A 15,733-nucleotide genomic window follows, 5' to 3' on the forward strand; every position below is an offset into this window, starting at 1 on the left:
AGCATTGCCCCAAGAACAATCACGATTACCAGGGCTCCCATTAGGTTACCAATTCCCGTTTGAATAGAACCTGATATTTCGGGCAGTGGTATTCCCAGCAAAAGTCCCGCTAAAATGGAAGTGATCAAAAAGGCAATAAACGGTTCAACCTTGATCCAAACGATCAAAGCAACCAGGAGTATAATACTTGTGGCGACAATTACAAAAGTCATAGTGGTTTTTAAACGAAACCAAAAATTACAGCATATTCTGCTAAATGCCTATTTCACTATTAAAAACTTCTATAATTAATTCAATCTTTCATTTTCTCGACAAATCTGTCAGCACCCTTATAAGAAAACCAGAAAGTTTTAGAAGGATTAATTCAGCACTAACTTAGTTTTATTTTCTCCTTTTAAAGCCAACAATCCTAAAATAGGGCCAATGGCCAAAAGGACATAAATAACATTTGAATCCGTAAAAGTCATCAGCACGGTTATCAGCTGAATGCTTAGTATAGAAATTGAAAAACCCAAACAATTTACAATTGTAAGGGCTGTTCCTTTCATTTCTGCTGATGCATTTTGAGCTACCAATGTTGACAATAATGGTGAATCTGCAATGACTACAATTCCCCAAAAAACAAGGAAGCCAAGAAACAAACTTTCAAATTCACTTGCAAAAACCAGAGGGGAAATAAGACAGCAAATTCCTGACAACAATAATGAGATAAAGGCTAATCGTTTGCCGCCTACCCTTTGTGCAAGAGCACCACTAAGCACACAAGCCAAACCTCCAATTCCGATAATGAGGAAAGATAAAACCGGAACATTGAAAAGCACTTCTGGATGTTCAGAACTGTACTTCTTTAAAATAATGGGCACAAAAGCCCAAAAAGTGTACAATTCCCACATATGGCCAAAATAGCCGAAGGATACCGAACGAAATTCACGATTTTGAAACACCTTAAAGAAGGCAGTGGGTTCTGCACGTTGACCTTGTTTTCTGAATGGACCATTTGGCACCAAAACTACCATTAGTAAACCGCCTACTACAGCAAGGGATGATGTTGCCACCAATACATATTTCCATGGATAATCTCCAGTCATCTCCTTAAGAAGATGAGGAAAAGCCGTACCAATTACCAAAGCACCAACCAGGAAACCCAGTGACTTACCAAGCCCTTTCTCATAATAATCAGCAGCTATTTTCATCCCTACTGGATAAATTCCAGCAAGAAAAAAACCAGTAAAAAAGCGAAGGGTAAGTAAACTTATTAAGCTGTTCCCTTCCCATACCACACCTAAATTAAACAAGGAAGCGAGTAAAGCACTTACCAGAAACACTTTTGAGGGTGAAAATCGATCTGCAATGGTTAAAATAGCGAAAACCAAAGTGCCGATTATAAAACCAAATTGTACCGCTGAGGTCAAATGCCCCAAAGCACTGCCTTCAAGATCAAAATTTGTAACAAGGTCATTGATCACACCATTTCCTGCAAACCAAAGTGAGGTACAACAGAACTGCGCAACAACAATTACTGGAAGAATTATCTTAGAATGTCTCAATTGTGATTTTATTCATTCCCATAAAGGGAGTTGTACGCGATTTGGCCTATTATTTAGCTACCAAATCTACACCGTCCCTTACTTCAATAGCCCAAGATTCAAGTTTCCCTAAAAGTTCACCCGCCAACGCTGGCTTATCTGCACTTAGGTCATTCTTCTCTTGTAAATCATCCAATAAGTTATAAAGTTCAATATCCTTACCATTTTTGCCATCAATCGAGATTAACTTCCAATCCCCACTTCGGATGAAGCTTTTGTTCCCGTAAGCAAAAAACACATCTCTTTTAGGCAGATTCGTTTGTTGCAGTAAGTTTTCTTTAATGCTCACACCGTCTATTTTGGCAGCAGGCTTCTTGCCAATAAAATCTAATAAAGTAGGCATCAGATCCATAGAAAGCACAATTTGATCATTAACGCTTCCATCTTTTATAACACCTGGATAACTAAAAATAGCAGGGACACGACTTCCTCCCTCATAGGGGCTTGCCTTATGTCCTCTCAAGCCTCCATTGTCGCCAAAATGATTTGCCCCATTGTCTGAAATAAAGATTAAAATGGTGTTTTCGTACTGTCCAGTTTCTTTAAGGGACTGCACTATCTTACCTACACCCTCATCCATTACTTCAACCATTTCTTTGTAGATGGACGAAATACTGTCCTCAATTACCTCCTGCGTTCCAGCAGTACCAACTTCCCTTAAAATCTTATCAATCCGTCTTTGATAAGGGGAATGTGGCGCTTCATGAGGAAGATAAAGAAAGAAAGGTTTGTCAGTCTTCTTAGGATCATTGCGAAGAATGAATTTCACCCCATTTTCTGTGATCAAGTCAGTAGAATAACCCTCTTCATTTTCAATCTCAGCACCTTGCCACCAATCAAGATAGCCTTCCTGATCTATGTGTGCATGGTAATCAACGTTTCCACTCACAAAACCTGTAAATTCATCAAATCCCTGCAAGGTAGGGTTGAACCCCTTGTCATATCCCAAATGCCACTTGCCAAACATGCCAGTAGTGTAACCGTATTGTTTTAATTCTTCTGCGATGGTGATTTCATTCAGGCTTAGGCCTACTTCCCTGTGGCTTTTGGCTGTAACGACACCCTCCACCCCAGTACGCTGCTGGTATCGCCCTGTCATTAAAGCTGCTCGAGTGGGACTACAAACAGCTCCATTAGAATGAAAATCTGTAAAAAGAACACCATTGGCCGCTAGTAAATCTAAATTAGGGGTATTGATCGTAGCACTTCCATAGCAAGATATGTCCCCATAACCCAGGTCATCTGCCATAATGAGAACTATGTTAGGCCCTAATTCAGAAGTTTCATTTTTCCCATTACAGGAAAAGAACAAGACGTTTACCAGTAGGATAAGAAATATTTTCATATTAAGGAATAGGTTCATTAGACACCAATTAAACTTATAAATCGGATTTAGGGGAAAAACACTAGCCCCTAAATCCGAATTAATACAAAAGTAATCTGAGACATTCATCCCAAAGACTACTCTTCTTAACCAAATCTAACCGATCATTCCCAATATTCAATTCTCTAATAATAAAACATTCTACTTACTGATCTATAAATCCGATTACCTCATAAGCCCTTTCTCCATTTACCTGGATTTTCTCGTAAAGCACATTAGAGAATTCGTAATAGGAATTACCATCAATTTCTACACGCTCATAATTTTCTGGAAGCTCATAAATCACCGTTCCCATTTCAGGCTCAACTACTTCATAGGCATTTTCTACATTGGTATAAAAAACACCATTAAACCAGAAATAATTTCTGTTCGGATGGTTTATTCTAATGTAGCCAACGGGCAATGATTTTATCCTAAAGCCCTTTTGGGGAGCTATTGAAATATACCTTCCGCCTGAATAAGTGTAAAACCTATTGTTGGCATAGTAATAATTTACCTCTTTGTGTTTAACGATTGTTCGGTTTGGTAAAGACCTAACAGCTACCACTTTTCTATTCGGTTTTTTGTAAACCACTTTTTTACTTGGTACCCGTCTGCTCTCTTTCTTAACGACAACAGTTTTTTTTGCGTTTCTTGAGCTTTGTGCATCAACCTTTTCGACACTAGAAATAAAGAAAAGGAAAACCAAAATGCAGGATATTTTAACAACATTTTTCATAATCAATAGGTTTTAAATATACTGTTTTGACCATTGATTTGTTAAATGGTTTAATAGGATAGAAAAACAAATATTGACCTGACGAGGAATTCACCCCAAAAAAGGCGCTCTAATGACCACTAGAACGCCTTTTAATTTATGTTAAATTGTATTTTTAAATGGGAGATGCCAATACGACCTACTAGCACCTCCAAAATTTCTTTTTATTACTCCAAGTACCAAAGCGGTTAGGACCATAGAGATAATCAAATAAACCACTACTAACAAGCCTTTGTTCTTCCAGATTAGTTTCATAATTCTAATGCTGCTATTAAGCAATTAATTTATCTTTTTACCAGCTTTTTTATTTAAAATACCCCAGTAATCAAACCTAATTAATTAACCTTTAACCACCTTAGCCGAAACAATTTGTTTTGGGATTTCAGCAGGATAAAGTAGCTTCCGATGGGAAGGACTTTCAACCCTTCTTCTAACTGGATTTTATCCGATGCTCCCTCAAGGTATCCCTCCAAAAACAATTTCCCGCCTGAATTCCAGATGCTGTAGGCAATCCGCTGCTTGGGTTGTAAGCCAAAAAGAGCTACACGAATCTCGCCTCCATAATAAGGGTTTGGATAAATGAGCAGCTCAGCATTGCCGAATAAGGGGTTATTTACCCTGACCACTGGACTATAGCTCAGATCACCCTCGACATCCTCGGCTTTAACCTGATAGTACCAGTAAGCCTGATCTACAGGAAAGAACTGGTCTTGAAAAGACAATTCAACCCCAAAATCTTCACTAGAGAAAACCCCTACAGGAACGAATTCCATTGTTTGGCCCTGGGCCCTCAAAACGGTATATTGGGTTGGGGATTTAGGGTCATTGACCCAAGAAAGCAGGACTTCATCCCCCTGAAACAAGGCTTCAAAATCCAACCATTCCAAAGGCAAAACACTTAACTCGCTAATGCTGGCAATCGCAAAAGCATTGTTCACCAACTCATTTAAGGGCAGTTCCCTGCCGGCCCAAAGTTTACCACCAATATCACGTGCTGCAACATGTATACCGGCAGCTGCTTCTCCATCTCCCGTCAACCGTAAATGGTTGACATCTTGTATCCCTAAATCATCCGAAAGCACCCAAATATTAACTTCTTGGGCAGCACCAGCAGTGCCAGTAATTGCAAAATAGCTGTTGAGCTGGTAAACGACCCTGCTCCCATCCGTATCATTAAATCCTGGATCATAAGTTACACCAGGATTTTCTACATGACGAATCCCCAGGCTATTGCCAGATCCGGCAAGTGTGCCTTCTAAAAGTAAATGCCGTTGAAAGCCAAACTCACTGTCAAAAAATGGAAACAAGGCATTCCCCTCGTCCAAAACTGTGGGGAGATTCTGATAAACCAGTTCATCCAAATTAAGCCAATCACCACTGGAATAATTGTAGGCCCCCGAAGACCCAAAATCAAGCAACAATGAATTGCCTAAAAAATCAATGGCCCCTGCTATTTGGTCAAAAGTATTTAGAATGCTCAGGTCGTTTTGAAGGGAAAGCATTCCTGTTGCCTTCTCCATTTCAAATTCATTCAGGGAAAAAGAGGGGATATCAATTTGCTGATCCTTTTCTCCAACTGGTATAAACCGAGTTGCTACCCCATTCACATTCCCTCCATCCAAAAATGTCATATCACCGCTTACCTTTAATTCCGCAGGTAGCACTTTCTCTGCAACTCCGGTAAAAGACAGGTGATTGTATATAAACTCAGTATCGGGTGTTGTCAGGCTACTTTCTAAAAATTCTTGGTCAACTCCTTCCCCCGCATAAGTCACATTCCCATCCAACTGCACATTTACAGCATCAATAACGGGAGCCTCTCCTAAAAGCAGCAGATTGGCTCCTTCTTCAAGAATAAATGAACTTGCAGGTTTGGAAATTGTTCTTCGAATAATCTGATCGAAAGCTTTGGAACCTTCAGAGATCAACTTCGCTCCAGACATTATCCTGAACTCGCCATAATCAAGACTTCCAAAATCTGCATGTGTATTAAAAGAAAATGTTGAGGTATAGCTAGGAGATTGCTCCTCATTTACGGTCTGCAATACCGTGCCGCTACGAATAATAAAACTATTGGCTTTAAAAGCTGCATTGACTACCAAAGTTTCGGAGGGATCAGCATCGAAAATCACTCCGAAACGGCTACTTGAATTATTGGCACTCCATGAATTTCGATCAACCACAGTTCGACTTTCTCCTTTGAAAACTATGACTCCTGTCTCCGGGTAAATCCAGTCTGTGATTCCGGAAGTGACGTTATAAAAAATAAATCCTTCATCATCTTCTGAAATACTATGAAGTTGCCCAAACACCCACAATTCATTGGTTTGCAAATTAAGTTTAGGTCCTGGGTCAACACCCCCAATAGTTTCCGCAAAAAGATATAAAGCGTTTACTTCCTCATTTTTGGTCAGCCGCACTTCATTTCTCCTACCAATAAATACCCTTGCGTCTCGATTCGGGTAGTCAATGGCCGGAACCCAAGTAGTTCCATTGTACCAATCCCAAGTGGCAGGGTCGTCCCAGTCTCCTATGCCATTATCGAGTAAACTCGTTCTGTAGCAGGTGTTGTCTAGTGGAATTGCCGCGAATGAAGGGTAACAAGCAAGTAAAAATAGCGCAGCAAAAAGCCCGGTCGATAAAAACCATTTTAAATAATTAAAAAACACTATTCTATAAAAAATATCCATAATAAAAATGAATAATTAATTAAAATAGGGATTTTACTTTACTTTTCAAAACTTATAATCAACATAACTACAAAACACACCTTTATATATCGCATTAAACCAACCCAACCAAGCATTCTAAAGATTCCCCATTAAAAAAAACGGATGTCTGGATAACCCAAATATTACTTTAAATTTGTGGGGTAATCTGGTAACTCTTTCCATACTGCTTTAAAAGTTATGCAATTAGAAATTCAAAAGTCCACCTTTCGCAAACTACTCCTTCTAGGGTTTTCTCTTGTTCTTGGAGTCCTACTTACCCTACCTGCTAATGCCGCTCAGTACAAAATAAGTTTGCTTACCTGTGACCCAGGAGATGAACTTTATTCCACTTTCGGACACACTGCTGTACGCATCTTAGAACTGGAAAGTGGGCAAGACCTGGTATTTAATTATGGAACATTTGATTTTAACACCCCCTTCTTTTACATAAAATTCATGCGAAGGACCTTGGATTATCAACTGTCATTGACCACAACGGAGAATTTTTTACGTGAATACAACTATTTCAAGCGAAATGTTAGAGAGCAGGAGCTAAACCTATCACCAGAACAAAGCCAAAAAATCGTAGCCTTTTTACAAACCAATTACCAACCCGAAAACAGAAAGTACAGGTACGATTTCTTTTTTGACAATTGCACTACAAGGATCACAGACATGATGGAAACTGTTTTAGGACAGTCATTGAAATGGAATTATCCTACTGAAAATGAGAGTAAAACGTTTCGAAATCTGATCGATGAATACGTTTACACGCTTCCTTGGTCTGATCTGGGTATAGACCTGGCCCTGGGTGCAGTTATAGACAGAGAAGCAACTGAAGCGGAAAAAGCATTTTTACCTGACTACCTGGAAGCTGCTTTTGAAAGCGCCACAATCATAGGCGATGGTCCTGAGCGGCCTCTTGTTAGTCAAAACAACATGATTTACGATTTCCCAGAAACAAAGGGAGAAGGGATTAACCTAATCAATCCTTACGTAATCTTTTGGGCCTTCGCCATATTGGTAGGTATACTGACATTTATAGGTTTTAAGAAAAAGCGATTGTTTAAAGGCTTTGATATAACCTTTTTCACTGTTTTGGGCTTGCTTGGAATATTGATTATTTTCCTTTGGTTTTTTACTGCCCACTCTCAAACAAAAAACAACTGGAACCTATTTTGGGCATTTCCCGGTCATTTGTATATCGCCTATTTATTGTTCCGAAAACCTAATAAAGCCATTTTAAGAACGTTATTATTAGCCGCAATGATTTTGGCTGATATAGCATTGATTGTATGGATACTGGGCTTTCAATCCTTTCACCCAAGCATCCTGCCATTACTACTGATTATTATTCTTAGAACAAACTTCCTGTATTACAACCTGGATCGGTTTAACATTTCAAACAATAGAACCTGATAGCTAAAACTATTCAGCCCCCATCTGACGTTGTAGGTATATAATTAAAGAATAGATGAGCTTCAATATTATTTCAGATTATGTTCCCACTGGAGACCAACCTAAGGCAATTAAAAAACTGGTTGAAGGGGTAAATGCGAATGAACCCTCACAAGTATTGTTGGGAGTAACTGGTTCGGGCAAGACCTTTACCATTGCCAACGTGATTCAGCAGGTTCAAAAGCCTACTTTGGTCCTGAGCCATAACAAAACCCTGGCTGCGCAATTGTATGGAGAATTCAAGCAGTTTTTCCCTGACAATTCGGTTGAGTTTTTTATAAGTTATTATGACTATTATCAGCCAGAGGCTTTTATACCCACCAGTAGTACCTACATAGAAAAAGACCTTGCTATCAACGAAGAAATTGAAAAGCTTAGGCTTTCTGCCACTTCTGCCTTGCTTTCTGGAAGGAGAGACGTTATTGTGATCGCCTCTGTATCCTGTATTTACGGTATAGGAAACCCGGAAGAGTTTGGTAAAAATGTCATAAAAGTTCAGGAAGGAGACCGAATACCAAGAAATCAGTTTTTATTCAAGCTCGTAGAAATTCTTTACAGCAGAACTTCAGGAGACTTCACAAGAGGAACTTTCCGGGTAAAAGGCGACACTGTAGATATCTTTGTGGCTTATGGAGATTTTGCCTATAGAATATTTTTCTGGGGAGATGAAATAGAAGCAATCCAAAGAGTGGATCCTGAGAGCGGCAAAAAATTATCGGACGAAAAGATAATCACCATTTTCCCTGCCAACCTATTTGTAACCGGTAGAGACGTTATCGATACAGCCATCCATGAAATCCAGGATGACCTTGTCGCTCAAGTGGGTGCATTTGAGCGAGACATGAAATTAATGGAGGCCAAAAGACTAAAGGAAAGAACAGAGTTTGACCTGGAGATGATCAGGGAACTTGGGTACTGCTCAGGTGTAGAAAATTATTCCAGGTATTTCGACAGAAGGCTACCTGGCACCCGACCTTTCTGCCTTTTGGATTATTTCCCTGATGACTTCTTAATGGTCATCGATGAAAGCCATGCCACCTTACCCCAGGTAAAAGCCATGTGGGGAGGAGACAGGTCCAGAAAAACCAATCTGGTAGATTACGGATTCAGGCTCCCTTCAGCACTGGACAACCGACCGCTAAAATTTGATGAATTCGAAGCCCTTACAAGCCAGGTAATCTATGTTAGTGCAACGCCAGGGGATTATGAACTAAATAAATCTGAAGGTGTGGTAATCGAGCAGATTATCCGTCCAACAGGTCTTTTAGATCCAGTAATTGAGGTAAGACCCAGCGCCAATCAGATTGATGATTTGCTGGACGAAATTGACAAGACGATAAAAAATGGTTTCCGAGTTTTGGTTACCACACTAACCAAAAGAATGGCTGAAGAGCTGGACAAGTACCTGGCTAAAGTAGGTGTCAAATCAAGGTACATTCACTCGGAAGTCAAACCACTCGACAGGGTAGAGATTTTGAGAGAGCTCAGATTGGGGATTTTTGATGTTTTAGTTGGGGTAAACCTTTTGAGAGAGGGTTTGGACTTGCCAGAAGTGGCCTTGGTGGCAATTTTCGATGCTGACAAGGAAGGTTTTTTACGTAACGTAAAAAGTCTGGTACAAACCATAGGTAGGGCTGCTAGAAACTCAGAAGGAAAGGTGATCATGTATGCGGATAAAACAACCGACAGCATGCGCTTATCCATAGATGAAACCAATCGAAGAAGGGCCAGGCAGATGGCCTATAATGAAGAACACGGGATCACGCCAACAACCGTTATCAAATCACATGACAAGATCATGGGACAGACCAAAGTTGCTGACAGCAAGAAAAACGCTAAGATATATGTGGAGAACAACCCAGAAGACATAGACGTAGCAGCGGATCCGGTTATTCAATATTTAAGTAGAGAAAAACTCGAAAAGCTCATTATTCAAACCCAAAAAAGAATGGAAGCAGCTGCCAAGGAATTAAACTTTATGGAGGCAGCGAGGTTGAGAGACGAATGGATGGGATTAAAGAAAAGACTGGACATAATAAATGTAGGCAAGTAAATGAAAATTATAAAAGGCATTCTTCTAATAGCAACTTTCATACTTTTAATTACTGCCAATTTACAGGCCCAACAGGCAGGTGGTAGCTTTCTGGTAAGTGCGGGTATGGATTTAATAAGAACAGATTTGGACAAAATCCTTGAAAGAGCTCAATTTGGAGCGGAAGTCAATTATTTCTATCGCCATCAGCTGTCCTTTTCAGGGGGATACGAGTTCAATGTCAACCATCCCAATCAAGTAACTGCAGGCTTAAGGTATTATCCGTTAGAACCTATATTCCTTCGTGGGAGGGCACTTCTGGGAAATGGCGCAGATCTTGGCCTTGGAGCTGGTTATACCTACAACCTAACCTACAGGCTCCGATTGGAAGGTATTACAGACTACTATATTCAACGGCAGGCACTTGGATTAAGGGTCGGCCTGGCGTTTTTGATAAACTAAAGAAAATGACCTTACAGGACATTACAAAACTAGCTCAAAAAGGAGAAGGCCTGCATGTGGAATTCAAAAAGAAAGCGGCTCACCCTGAGAAAATCGTTAAAGAAATTATAGCGATGGCCAACACCGATGGTGGTTATTTACTCTTAGGCGTAGATGATGACGGTACAGTAAGTGGGCAACGTTATATTGAGGAAGAGGTATATGCGATGGACAAAGCAATTAAAGAATTGATCCATCCACCTATGGTTGTCGAGCGAAATACCCTGGCGATCAATCAAAAAAAGGGTGTGGCAATTTACAGGGTTCTAAAAAGCAAGGATGCCCCTCATTTCACTTTAGAAGAAAAAAAGAGAAAAGCCTATGTGAGAGTTGCCGACAGAAGTATACAGGCCAGCCGGGAGATGTGGGAAATCATGAAACGAAAAAAAGCCCAAAAAATGTAATTTTCAAATATGGAAAGAAGGAAGAGTTGCTTATGAAAGCCTTGGCCACACAGCCTTATATAACGCTGAGAGAATACATGGCAATGGCCCGCATCCCCGTTTACATCGCTTCCAGAACGTTAGTAAAACTTGTCCTGGCCAATGTCTTAGAGATAATTCCACAGGAGTCTGAAGACAAATTTATTACTAAAGCGCATCATTTGTACTCATAGCTTCTACTACTTCCCATACAAGGTCCGGTTCAAAACCCCTAAAACTAAAAACCGGACAACCTTGGTTTTCCTTTTGTACAAGTTTTCTTCATTGGTAAGTTTCCATTTTCTTTCAGCAAGGTGTAGTAGGGTATCTTGGTATTCCTCAGGAGCCAATAGCTCCAGTCCTTCTTGAATCAATTGATTAGGAATACCTCTCATCTTCAGCTCTTGACGAATTCTGATTCTACCCCATCTTTTCAGGTTAAACCTACCCTTGACGAAGCTTTCAACAAATCGCTTTTCATTGATGAAATCCTGATCTTGGAGCGTCTGTAAAATCTTTTCTGCATCCCCCATCTCCAATTCCATTTCATCCAATTTGGAAACAACTTCAGAAATGGCCCGTTCCTGATACGCACAATAACCTGCTATTTTTTTTAATGCTTTAGAATAGCTACTTTTCTTTTTGAACCTGAATCCATATTTCCTTTTTCTGGAACTGACATTTTACGTAATTTTAACTTTTGGTATATTAACGGGATAATCCTGACCAAATATATAAATCTAAATAGAAATATCATGCGAAAAAAAATTGTTGCTGGTAACTGGAAAATGAATTGCTTACTTGAAGAAGGCCAAAAACTTACTTCTGAGATAGTAAACATGATAAATGATGAACCAATTAAGGACGTTAAAGTAATCTTGAATCCTCCTTTTGTTCACCTGCATGGGGTTAAAAAACTTATCGCAGGAGTTGACACCATCGCTCTAGGTGCTCAAAATTGCTCAGACAAAGATGCTGGTGCTTATACAGGAGAAACTTCTGCTGCTATGTTGGCCTCTTTTGGTGCTGAATTTGTAATCATTGGTCATAGTGAAAGAAGGGCTATTTTCAATGAAAGCAACGAATTACTGACAGAAAAAACCAAACAAGCGCTTTCAAATAATTTGACTCCGATTTTCTGCTGTGGAGAGCCTTTGGAAATCAGAGAAGCAGGAACGCATGAAGATTATGTAAAGAAACAGCTTACAGAAAGCCTTTTTGGATTTAGTGAAGACGAAGTAAAAAAATTAGTTCTCGCTTACGAACCAATATGGGCAATAGGAACAGGTAAAACTGCTTCTTCTGATCAAGCACAAGAAATGCATGCTGCCATCCGTCAACACATTACATCGAAATATGGTAAAGCAGTAGCTGAAGGGATTTCTATTCTTTATGGAGGTAGCTGCAAACCAGACAATGCCAAGGAAATTTTCTCCAAAGCAGATGTAGATGGTGGATTAATAGGTGGTGCCTCATTAAAATCCAGAGACTTTGTAGATATCGCAAAATCTTTCTAAACCCTATCCTTAACATTGAGGACAATTGCCCGGGCTGTAAAATGCCCGGGCACTTTTATATTTTTCAAATCAACACATTTCGTCAATGGAATACTTAGAATTTAAAATTAGCTGTAAGGAAGAGTACAGAGAAATTCTGATGGCCGAATTGGCAAATATAGGCTTTGATTCCTTCTTGGAAACCCCGACTGGCTTTGACGCCTACATTCTTCAGGAAGATCAAGTGGAAGAATTATGGCAAGGGGTAATTACCCAATACCAAAAAGAAGCAGAGATTAAAATCGAAGAGGGTGTATTGGCCAAAATCAATTGGAACGAGGCTTGGGAAAAAAACTACGATCCTATATCCGTAGGGGACATGGTATATGTGAGGGCTACTTTCCATCCTTCCAGAGGTGATGATCACCGGCATGAGATTGTCATTAATCCTAAAATGTCTTTTGGGACAGGGCATCATTCTACGACTCACCTCATGCTCGAATGGCAAAATGAAATTAGCCATGAAGGAAAAACAGTAATGGATGCTGGCTCAGGAACAGGAATATTGGCAATAATGGCCATGAAGCTGGGAGCTGGTAAAGTCACTGCCTTTGATATAGATGAATGGAGTGTAGAAAATGGGAACGAAAATTTTGAAATCAATGATTTTCATGACCTTTCCATGCAGATAGGTGACATTAGGTCAGTAAAAATGGAGGAAGCCTATGACCTTATTCTCGCCAACATCAATAAAAATGTATTGTTGGATGAAATGGAGGTTTACGCAGCTAAACTGTTGCAAGGTGGTAAACTACTTCTGAGTGGATTTTACGACACTGACATCGCTGATATTAGCCTAAAAGCAGAAGAAAATGGATTGCTACCCATAGGTCAAAAGATTCGCAATAAATGGACCTCTCTATTGTTTCAGAAAGCCTGATTTAAAATGGGTCGTTATGGAAATAGAACTGCTATAACAGGTTTTAACCATAGACCCTTTGTAAGGGATAAAAATCAATCCTCCTTGATTGAGATTTGCACTGACAGAAAACAAAAAAGAGACGGTAAACAATTACTTGCTACCGTCTCTTTTAATTTTATTGAAATTCCTCACGCTTAAAACTTCGGATCAACAGTAACATTTGAGACTGACTACTAGACAAGGTTCCTATTGGAAACTAATCAATGATCTCAAGTTTCAATTGTCCTTATCTTATTTTGGAGTAATATATTTTAATTTTAATTTGATCCTTATCCACAACGAACTCTTTTAGGGAACGCTTGAAAGCATCATAAGTCACAACACCACTTTCCGTACTTGGCGTATTCGGGTATAAAAGCAAGTCTGTTTTCACCAAACCTGACCGGTACAACGCATTCACATAGGAAGTAATCTGATTGGCATAAACACCCGTTTCGGTATTAAAAGCCAATCCTGTTTGGTTACCAGTCACTGGAACAATATTTCCATCCTGGTCAAAACCTACTTGGGTATTGTTTTCTCCTTGTACAGCCACTTTCGAGTCATCAAAATCCCTTCGGTAGAATTCACCGCCATCAGTTGCAAAATACATGACTAGCGCACCATAAGGGTTTTTACCTACTGGATATTCGTCTACTGGGCCGACCTCAAGCAAAATCTGGTTGAAGGTAACATTCTCCAGGGTATCAAGAAATTCATGCAAAGGGTTCATGTCTAGCTTTAATAGCATTCCCAAACCAGCTTTGACACCAACTTTATCACCTGCCACATCATAGGCAACATTTTTTTCAACTATCTGCTCTGTGACAGTTCCCTGCCTGTCACTGATAACCTGATTAAAATGCCTTGACTGAATGGTGTTAATAGGATACGCTGTTGACACCGTATCCTCCTCGTAATGGTAATACATGGTGATACCTGTTCCGCTTCCAATAGCCAAGGAAATGGATGTATTTTGAGCTGGGTCGCCCTTGATAACGATTCCCGGGAAATATTCTCTGAAGGCAAAAATATCATCGAAGACAGGATCTTGCGAAGTAAGTTTACCAAAAAGCTCAGCAGCAAAATCAGGATTAAGATCCATACTCACCAGATTGACAGTATCTGCTTGCAATAAGAAGGAGCCTTCCGCCAGGGTAATGTCCTCTTCAAAATTAAGGGCATCAAAAACTGTAATAGGTAGTATCCTCTATCGCCTCTAACAATCTATGCACTTTGAATTCCTTTTCTACATCAAAATCATCAGCTATTAAGTCAACAATATTGAAATTAAAAATTGCGGAATCAAATATGGCATTGTCCTCAGGTAAAGTTCCACCCGGATTAAAGGAAAGCCTGCTATAGCCTATTGATTCGGTAGTACCGAACATATCGCTATGATCACCTCCAACTACCAACCGACTCTGATTTGTAGTATTGAGTGAATCTTCCAGCACTAAGAAAGAAGATAGGGGTATTTCTTCATAAAATACCCCTATCTGATTGGATCCGGGATCCAATACCAATCCAATTTCGGATGGGTCGGAACAAGCTCCGGCAAATATAACAATTGAGCACAGGGCCCCGAGGAATTTAACCCGCAAGGTCTGTGTAGATATTGTAATAGCTTTCAAAAAGCTCGTCTTGTTCATCACTATTGATTTCAAACTGTTTTTCTTTAGATGATTCTTGTATCATGGCAGCCAGGCTTTCGGAAATGTCCTCACCCTTAACAACAACGTCAGCATATTCCATTCCCAGTTTCACAAATCCTTCATAGTCTTTGGACTTCAATGGGGCAAGAAGCGCGTCGTCGATATCAACCATTTTTATTTTATCGAATAAGTCGTCTCCAAATTTATGACTAAATCCGTTATTATAAATGGCATATACAGATTTTGTTTCTTTGAAAAGGGGCTCATTTTTGTAAGTGGTTTTCAGATACAGCGGTATAAGGCTGGTCATCCAATCATTACAATGAACTATATCAGGCGCCCAGCCTAATTTCTTAACGGTTTCAAGTACTCCTTTACAGAAGAAAATGGCTCTTTCGTCATTGTCTTCGTAAAATTTATTCTGCTTGTCAAAGAAAACGCTCTTCCTTTGAAAATAGTCTTCATTGTCTATAAAATAAACCTGCAATTTGGCATTTGGAATAGAAGCAACTTTAATTATCAATGGTTTCTCCTCCTCACCTACTGATATATTGATACCTGAAAGCCTTACAACCTCATGCAACCTGTTCTTTCTTTCATTAATCAATCCGAATCTAGGTACCAAAATTCGGATTTCCATTCCTTTTTCCTGCATTGCTTGGGGCAGGGCTCTTACAAAATTAGCAACTTCAGAAGTTTGAAGAAATGGGTTAATTTCGCTTGCTACGTAAAGGATACGAAGTTTAGACATATCGTGTGTGTTTAATTTA

Annotated in this window: 16 protein-coding genes; 7 read left to right on the plus strand and 9 right to left on the minus strand. The window is 39.6% G+C overall.

Annotated features, from left to right (window positions below):
- The 5 genes from ADICYQ_RS15770 to ADICYQ_RS15790 form a co-directional block, all read right to left on the minus strand.
- A partial coding sequence (locus ADICYQ_RS15770) for a GntT/GntP/DsdX family permease (RefSeq protein WP_040416666.1) occupies nt 1–212 on the minus strand: 212 nt, incomplete at its 3' end.
- 147 nt (nt 213–359) lie between these two features.
- Nucleotides 360–1,547: an MFS transporter gene (locus ADICYQ_RS15775; RefSeq protein WP_040416669.1), complete on the minus strand. Its 1,188-nt coding sequence runs from the start codon at nt 1,545–1,547 to the stop codon at nt 360–362.
- Nucleotides 1,548–1,596: 49 nt separating this feature from the next.
- Complete coding sequence (locus ADICYQ_RS15780; protein WP_051160253.1) at nt 1,597–2,931, minus strand: sulfatase-like hydrolase/transferase; 1,335 nt, start codon at nt 2,929–2,931, stop codon at nt 1,597–1,599.
- Nucleotides 2,932–3,115: 184 nt separating this feature from the next.
- The gene (locus tag ADICYQ_RS15785; RefSeq protein WP_020890640.1) at nt 3,116–3,688 is read right to left on the minus strand and encodes a DUF6515 family protein; all 573 of its coding nucleotides are present in this window, start codon (nt 3,686–3,688) and stop codon (nt 3,116–3,118) included.
- Between the two features lie 374 nt (nt 3,689–4,062).
- Nucleotides 4,063–6,417, minus strand: a complete 2,355-nt coding sequence (locus ADICYQ_RS15790; RefSeq protein WP_020890641.1) for a hypothetical protein — start codon at nt 6,415–6,417, stop codon at nt 4,063–4,065.
- A 219-nt stretch (nt 6,418–6,636) separates the two neighbouring features.
- Here ADICYQ_RS15790 and ADICYQ_RS15795 point away from each other — a divergent pair, with 219 nt between their 5' ends.
- The 5 genes from ADICYQ_RS15795 to ADICYQ_RS29805 are packed head-to-tail and all read left to right on the plus strand — an operon-like array spanning nt 6,637 to nt 11,045.
- On the plus strand, nt 6,637–7,857 hold the full coding sequence (locus tag ADICYQ_RS15795) for an Lnb N-terminal periplasmic domain-containing protein (protein WP_020890642.1): 1,221 nt from the start codon (nt 6,637–6,639) through the stop codon (nt 7,855–7,857).
- Nucleotides 7,858–7,912: 55 nt separating this feature from the next.
- Complete coding sequence (gene uvrB, locus ADICYQ_RS15800; RefSeq protein ID WP_020890643.1) at nt 7,913–9,949, plus strand: excinuclease ABC subunit UvrB; 2,037 nt, start codon at nt 7,913–7,915, stop codon at nt 9,947–9,949.
- Nucleotides 9,950–10,390, plus strand: coding sequence for a hypothetical protein (locus ADICYQ_RS15805; protein WP_020890644.1), 441 nt, complete (start codon nt 9,950–9,952; stop codon nt 10,388–10,390).
- 5 nt (nt 10,391–10,395) lie between these two features.
- On the plus strand, nt 10,396–10,833 hold the full coding sequence (locus ADICYQ_RS15810) for an AlbA family DNA-binding domain-containing protein (RefSeq protein WP_020890645.1): 438 nt from the start codon (nt 10,396–10,398) through the stop codon (nt 10,831–10,833).
- 32 nt (nt 10,834–10,865) lie between these two features.
- Nucleotides 10,866–11,045, plus strand: coding sequence for a hypothetical protein (locus tag ADICYQ_RS29805; RefSeq protein ID WP_020890646.1), 180 nt, complete (start codon nt 10,866–10,868; stop codon nt 11,043–11,045).
- Between the two features lie 6 nt (nt 11,046–11,051).
- Here the strand turns inward: ADICYQ_RS29805 and ADICYQ_RS15815 are convergent, their stop codons facing one another.
- The gene (locus tag ADICYQ_RS15815; RefSeq protein ID WP_020890647.1) at nt 11,052–11,396 is read right to left on the minus strand and encodes a regulatory protein RecX; all 345 of its coding nucleotides are present in this window, start codon (nt 11,394–11,396) and stop codon (nt 11,052–11,054) included.
- Between the two features lie 210 nt (nt 11,397–11,606).
- On the opposite strand from ADICYQ_RS15815, the gene tpiA reads away from it, so the two are divergent.
- Both tpiA and prmA read left to right on the plus strand, forming a co-directional pair.
- Nucleotides 11,607–12,368, plus strand: coding sequence for a triose-phosphate isomerase (gene tpiA, locus ADICYQ_RS15820; RefSeq protein ID WP_020890649.1), 762 nt, complete (start codon nt 11,607–11,609; stop codon nt 12,366–12,368).
- Between the two features lie 85 nt (nt 12,369–12,453).
- Nucleotides 12,454–13,287 (plus strand): 50S ribosomal protein L11 methyltransferase, encoded by an 834-nt coding sequence (gene prmA, locus ADICYQ_RS15825; protein WP_020890650.1) that lies wholly within the window; start codon nt 12,454–12,456, stop codon nt 13,285–13,287.
- A gap of 268 nt (nt 13,288–13,555) precedes the next feature.
- Here the strand turns inward: prmA and ADICYQ_RS28810 are convergent, their stop codons facing one another.
- The 3 genes from ADICYQ_RS28810 to ADICYQ_RS15835 all read right to left on the minus strand — a co-directional run bounded on the left by ADICYQ_RS28810 (nt 13,556) and on the right by ADICYQ_RS15835 (nt 15,714).
- Complete coding sequence (locus tag ADICYQ_RS28810; protein WP_020890652.1) at nt 13,556–14,413, minus strand: DUF4270 family protein; 858 nt, start codon at nt 14,411–14,413, stop codon at nt 13,556–13,558.
- Between the two features lie 79 nt (nt 14,414–14,492).
- Nucleotides 14,493–14,942, minus strand: a complete 450-nt coding sequence (locus tag ADICYQ_RS28815) for a hypothetical protein (RefSeq protein WP_235114734.1) — start codon at nt 14,940–14,942, stop codon at nt 14,493–14,495.
- Nucleotides 14,902–15,714 carry a glycogen/starch synthase gene (locus ADICYQ_RS15835; protein ID WP_020890654.1) on the minus strand — a complete coding sequence of 271 codons (813 nt, stop codon included), beginning with the start codon at nt 15,712–15,714 and terminating at the stop codon, nt 14,902–14,904. The genes ADICYQ_RS28815 and ADICYQ_RS15835 overlap by 41 nt, the downstream gene beginning before the upstream one ends.
- Nucleotides 15,715–15,733: the final 19 nt, after the last annotated feature.

The sequence above is a fragment of the Cyclobacterium qasimii M12-11B genome, assembly GCF_000427295.1.
GTDB classification, from domain to species: domain Bacteria; phylum Bacteroidota; class Bacteroidia; order Cytophagales; family Cyclobacteriaceae; genus Cyclobacterium; species Cyclobacterium qasimii.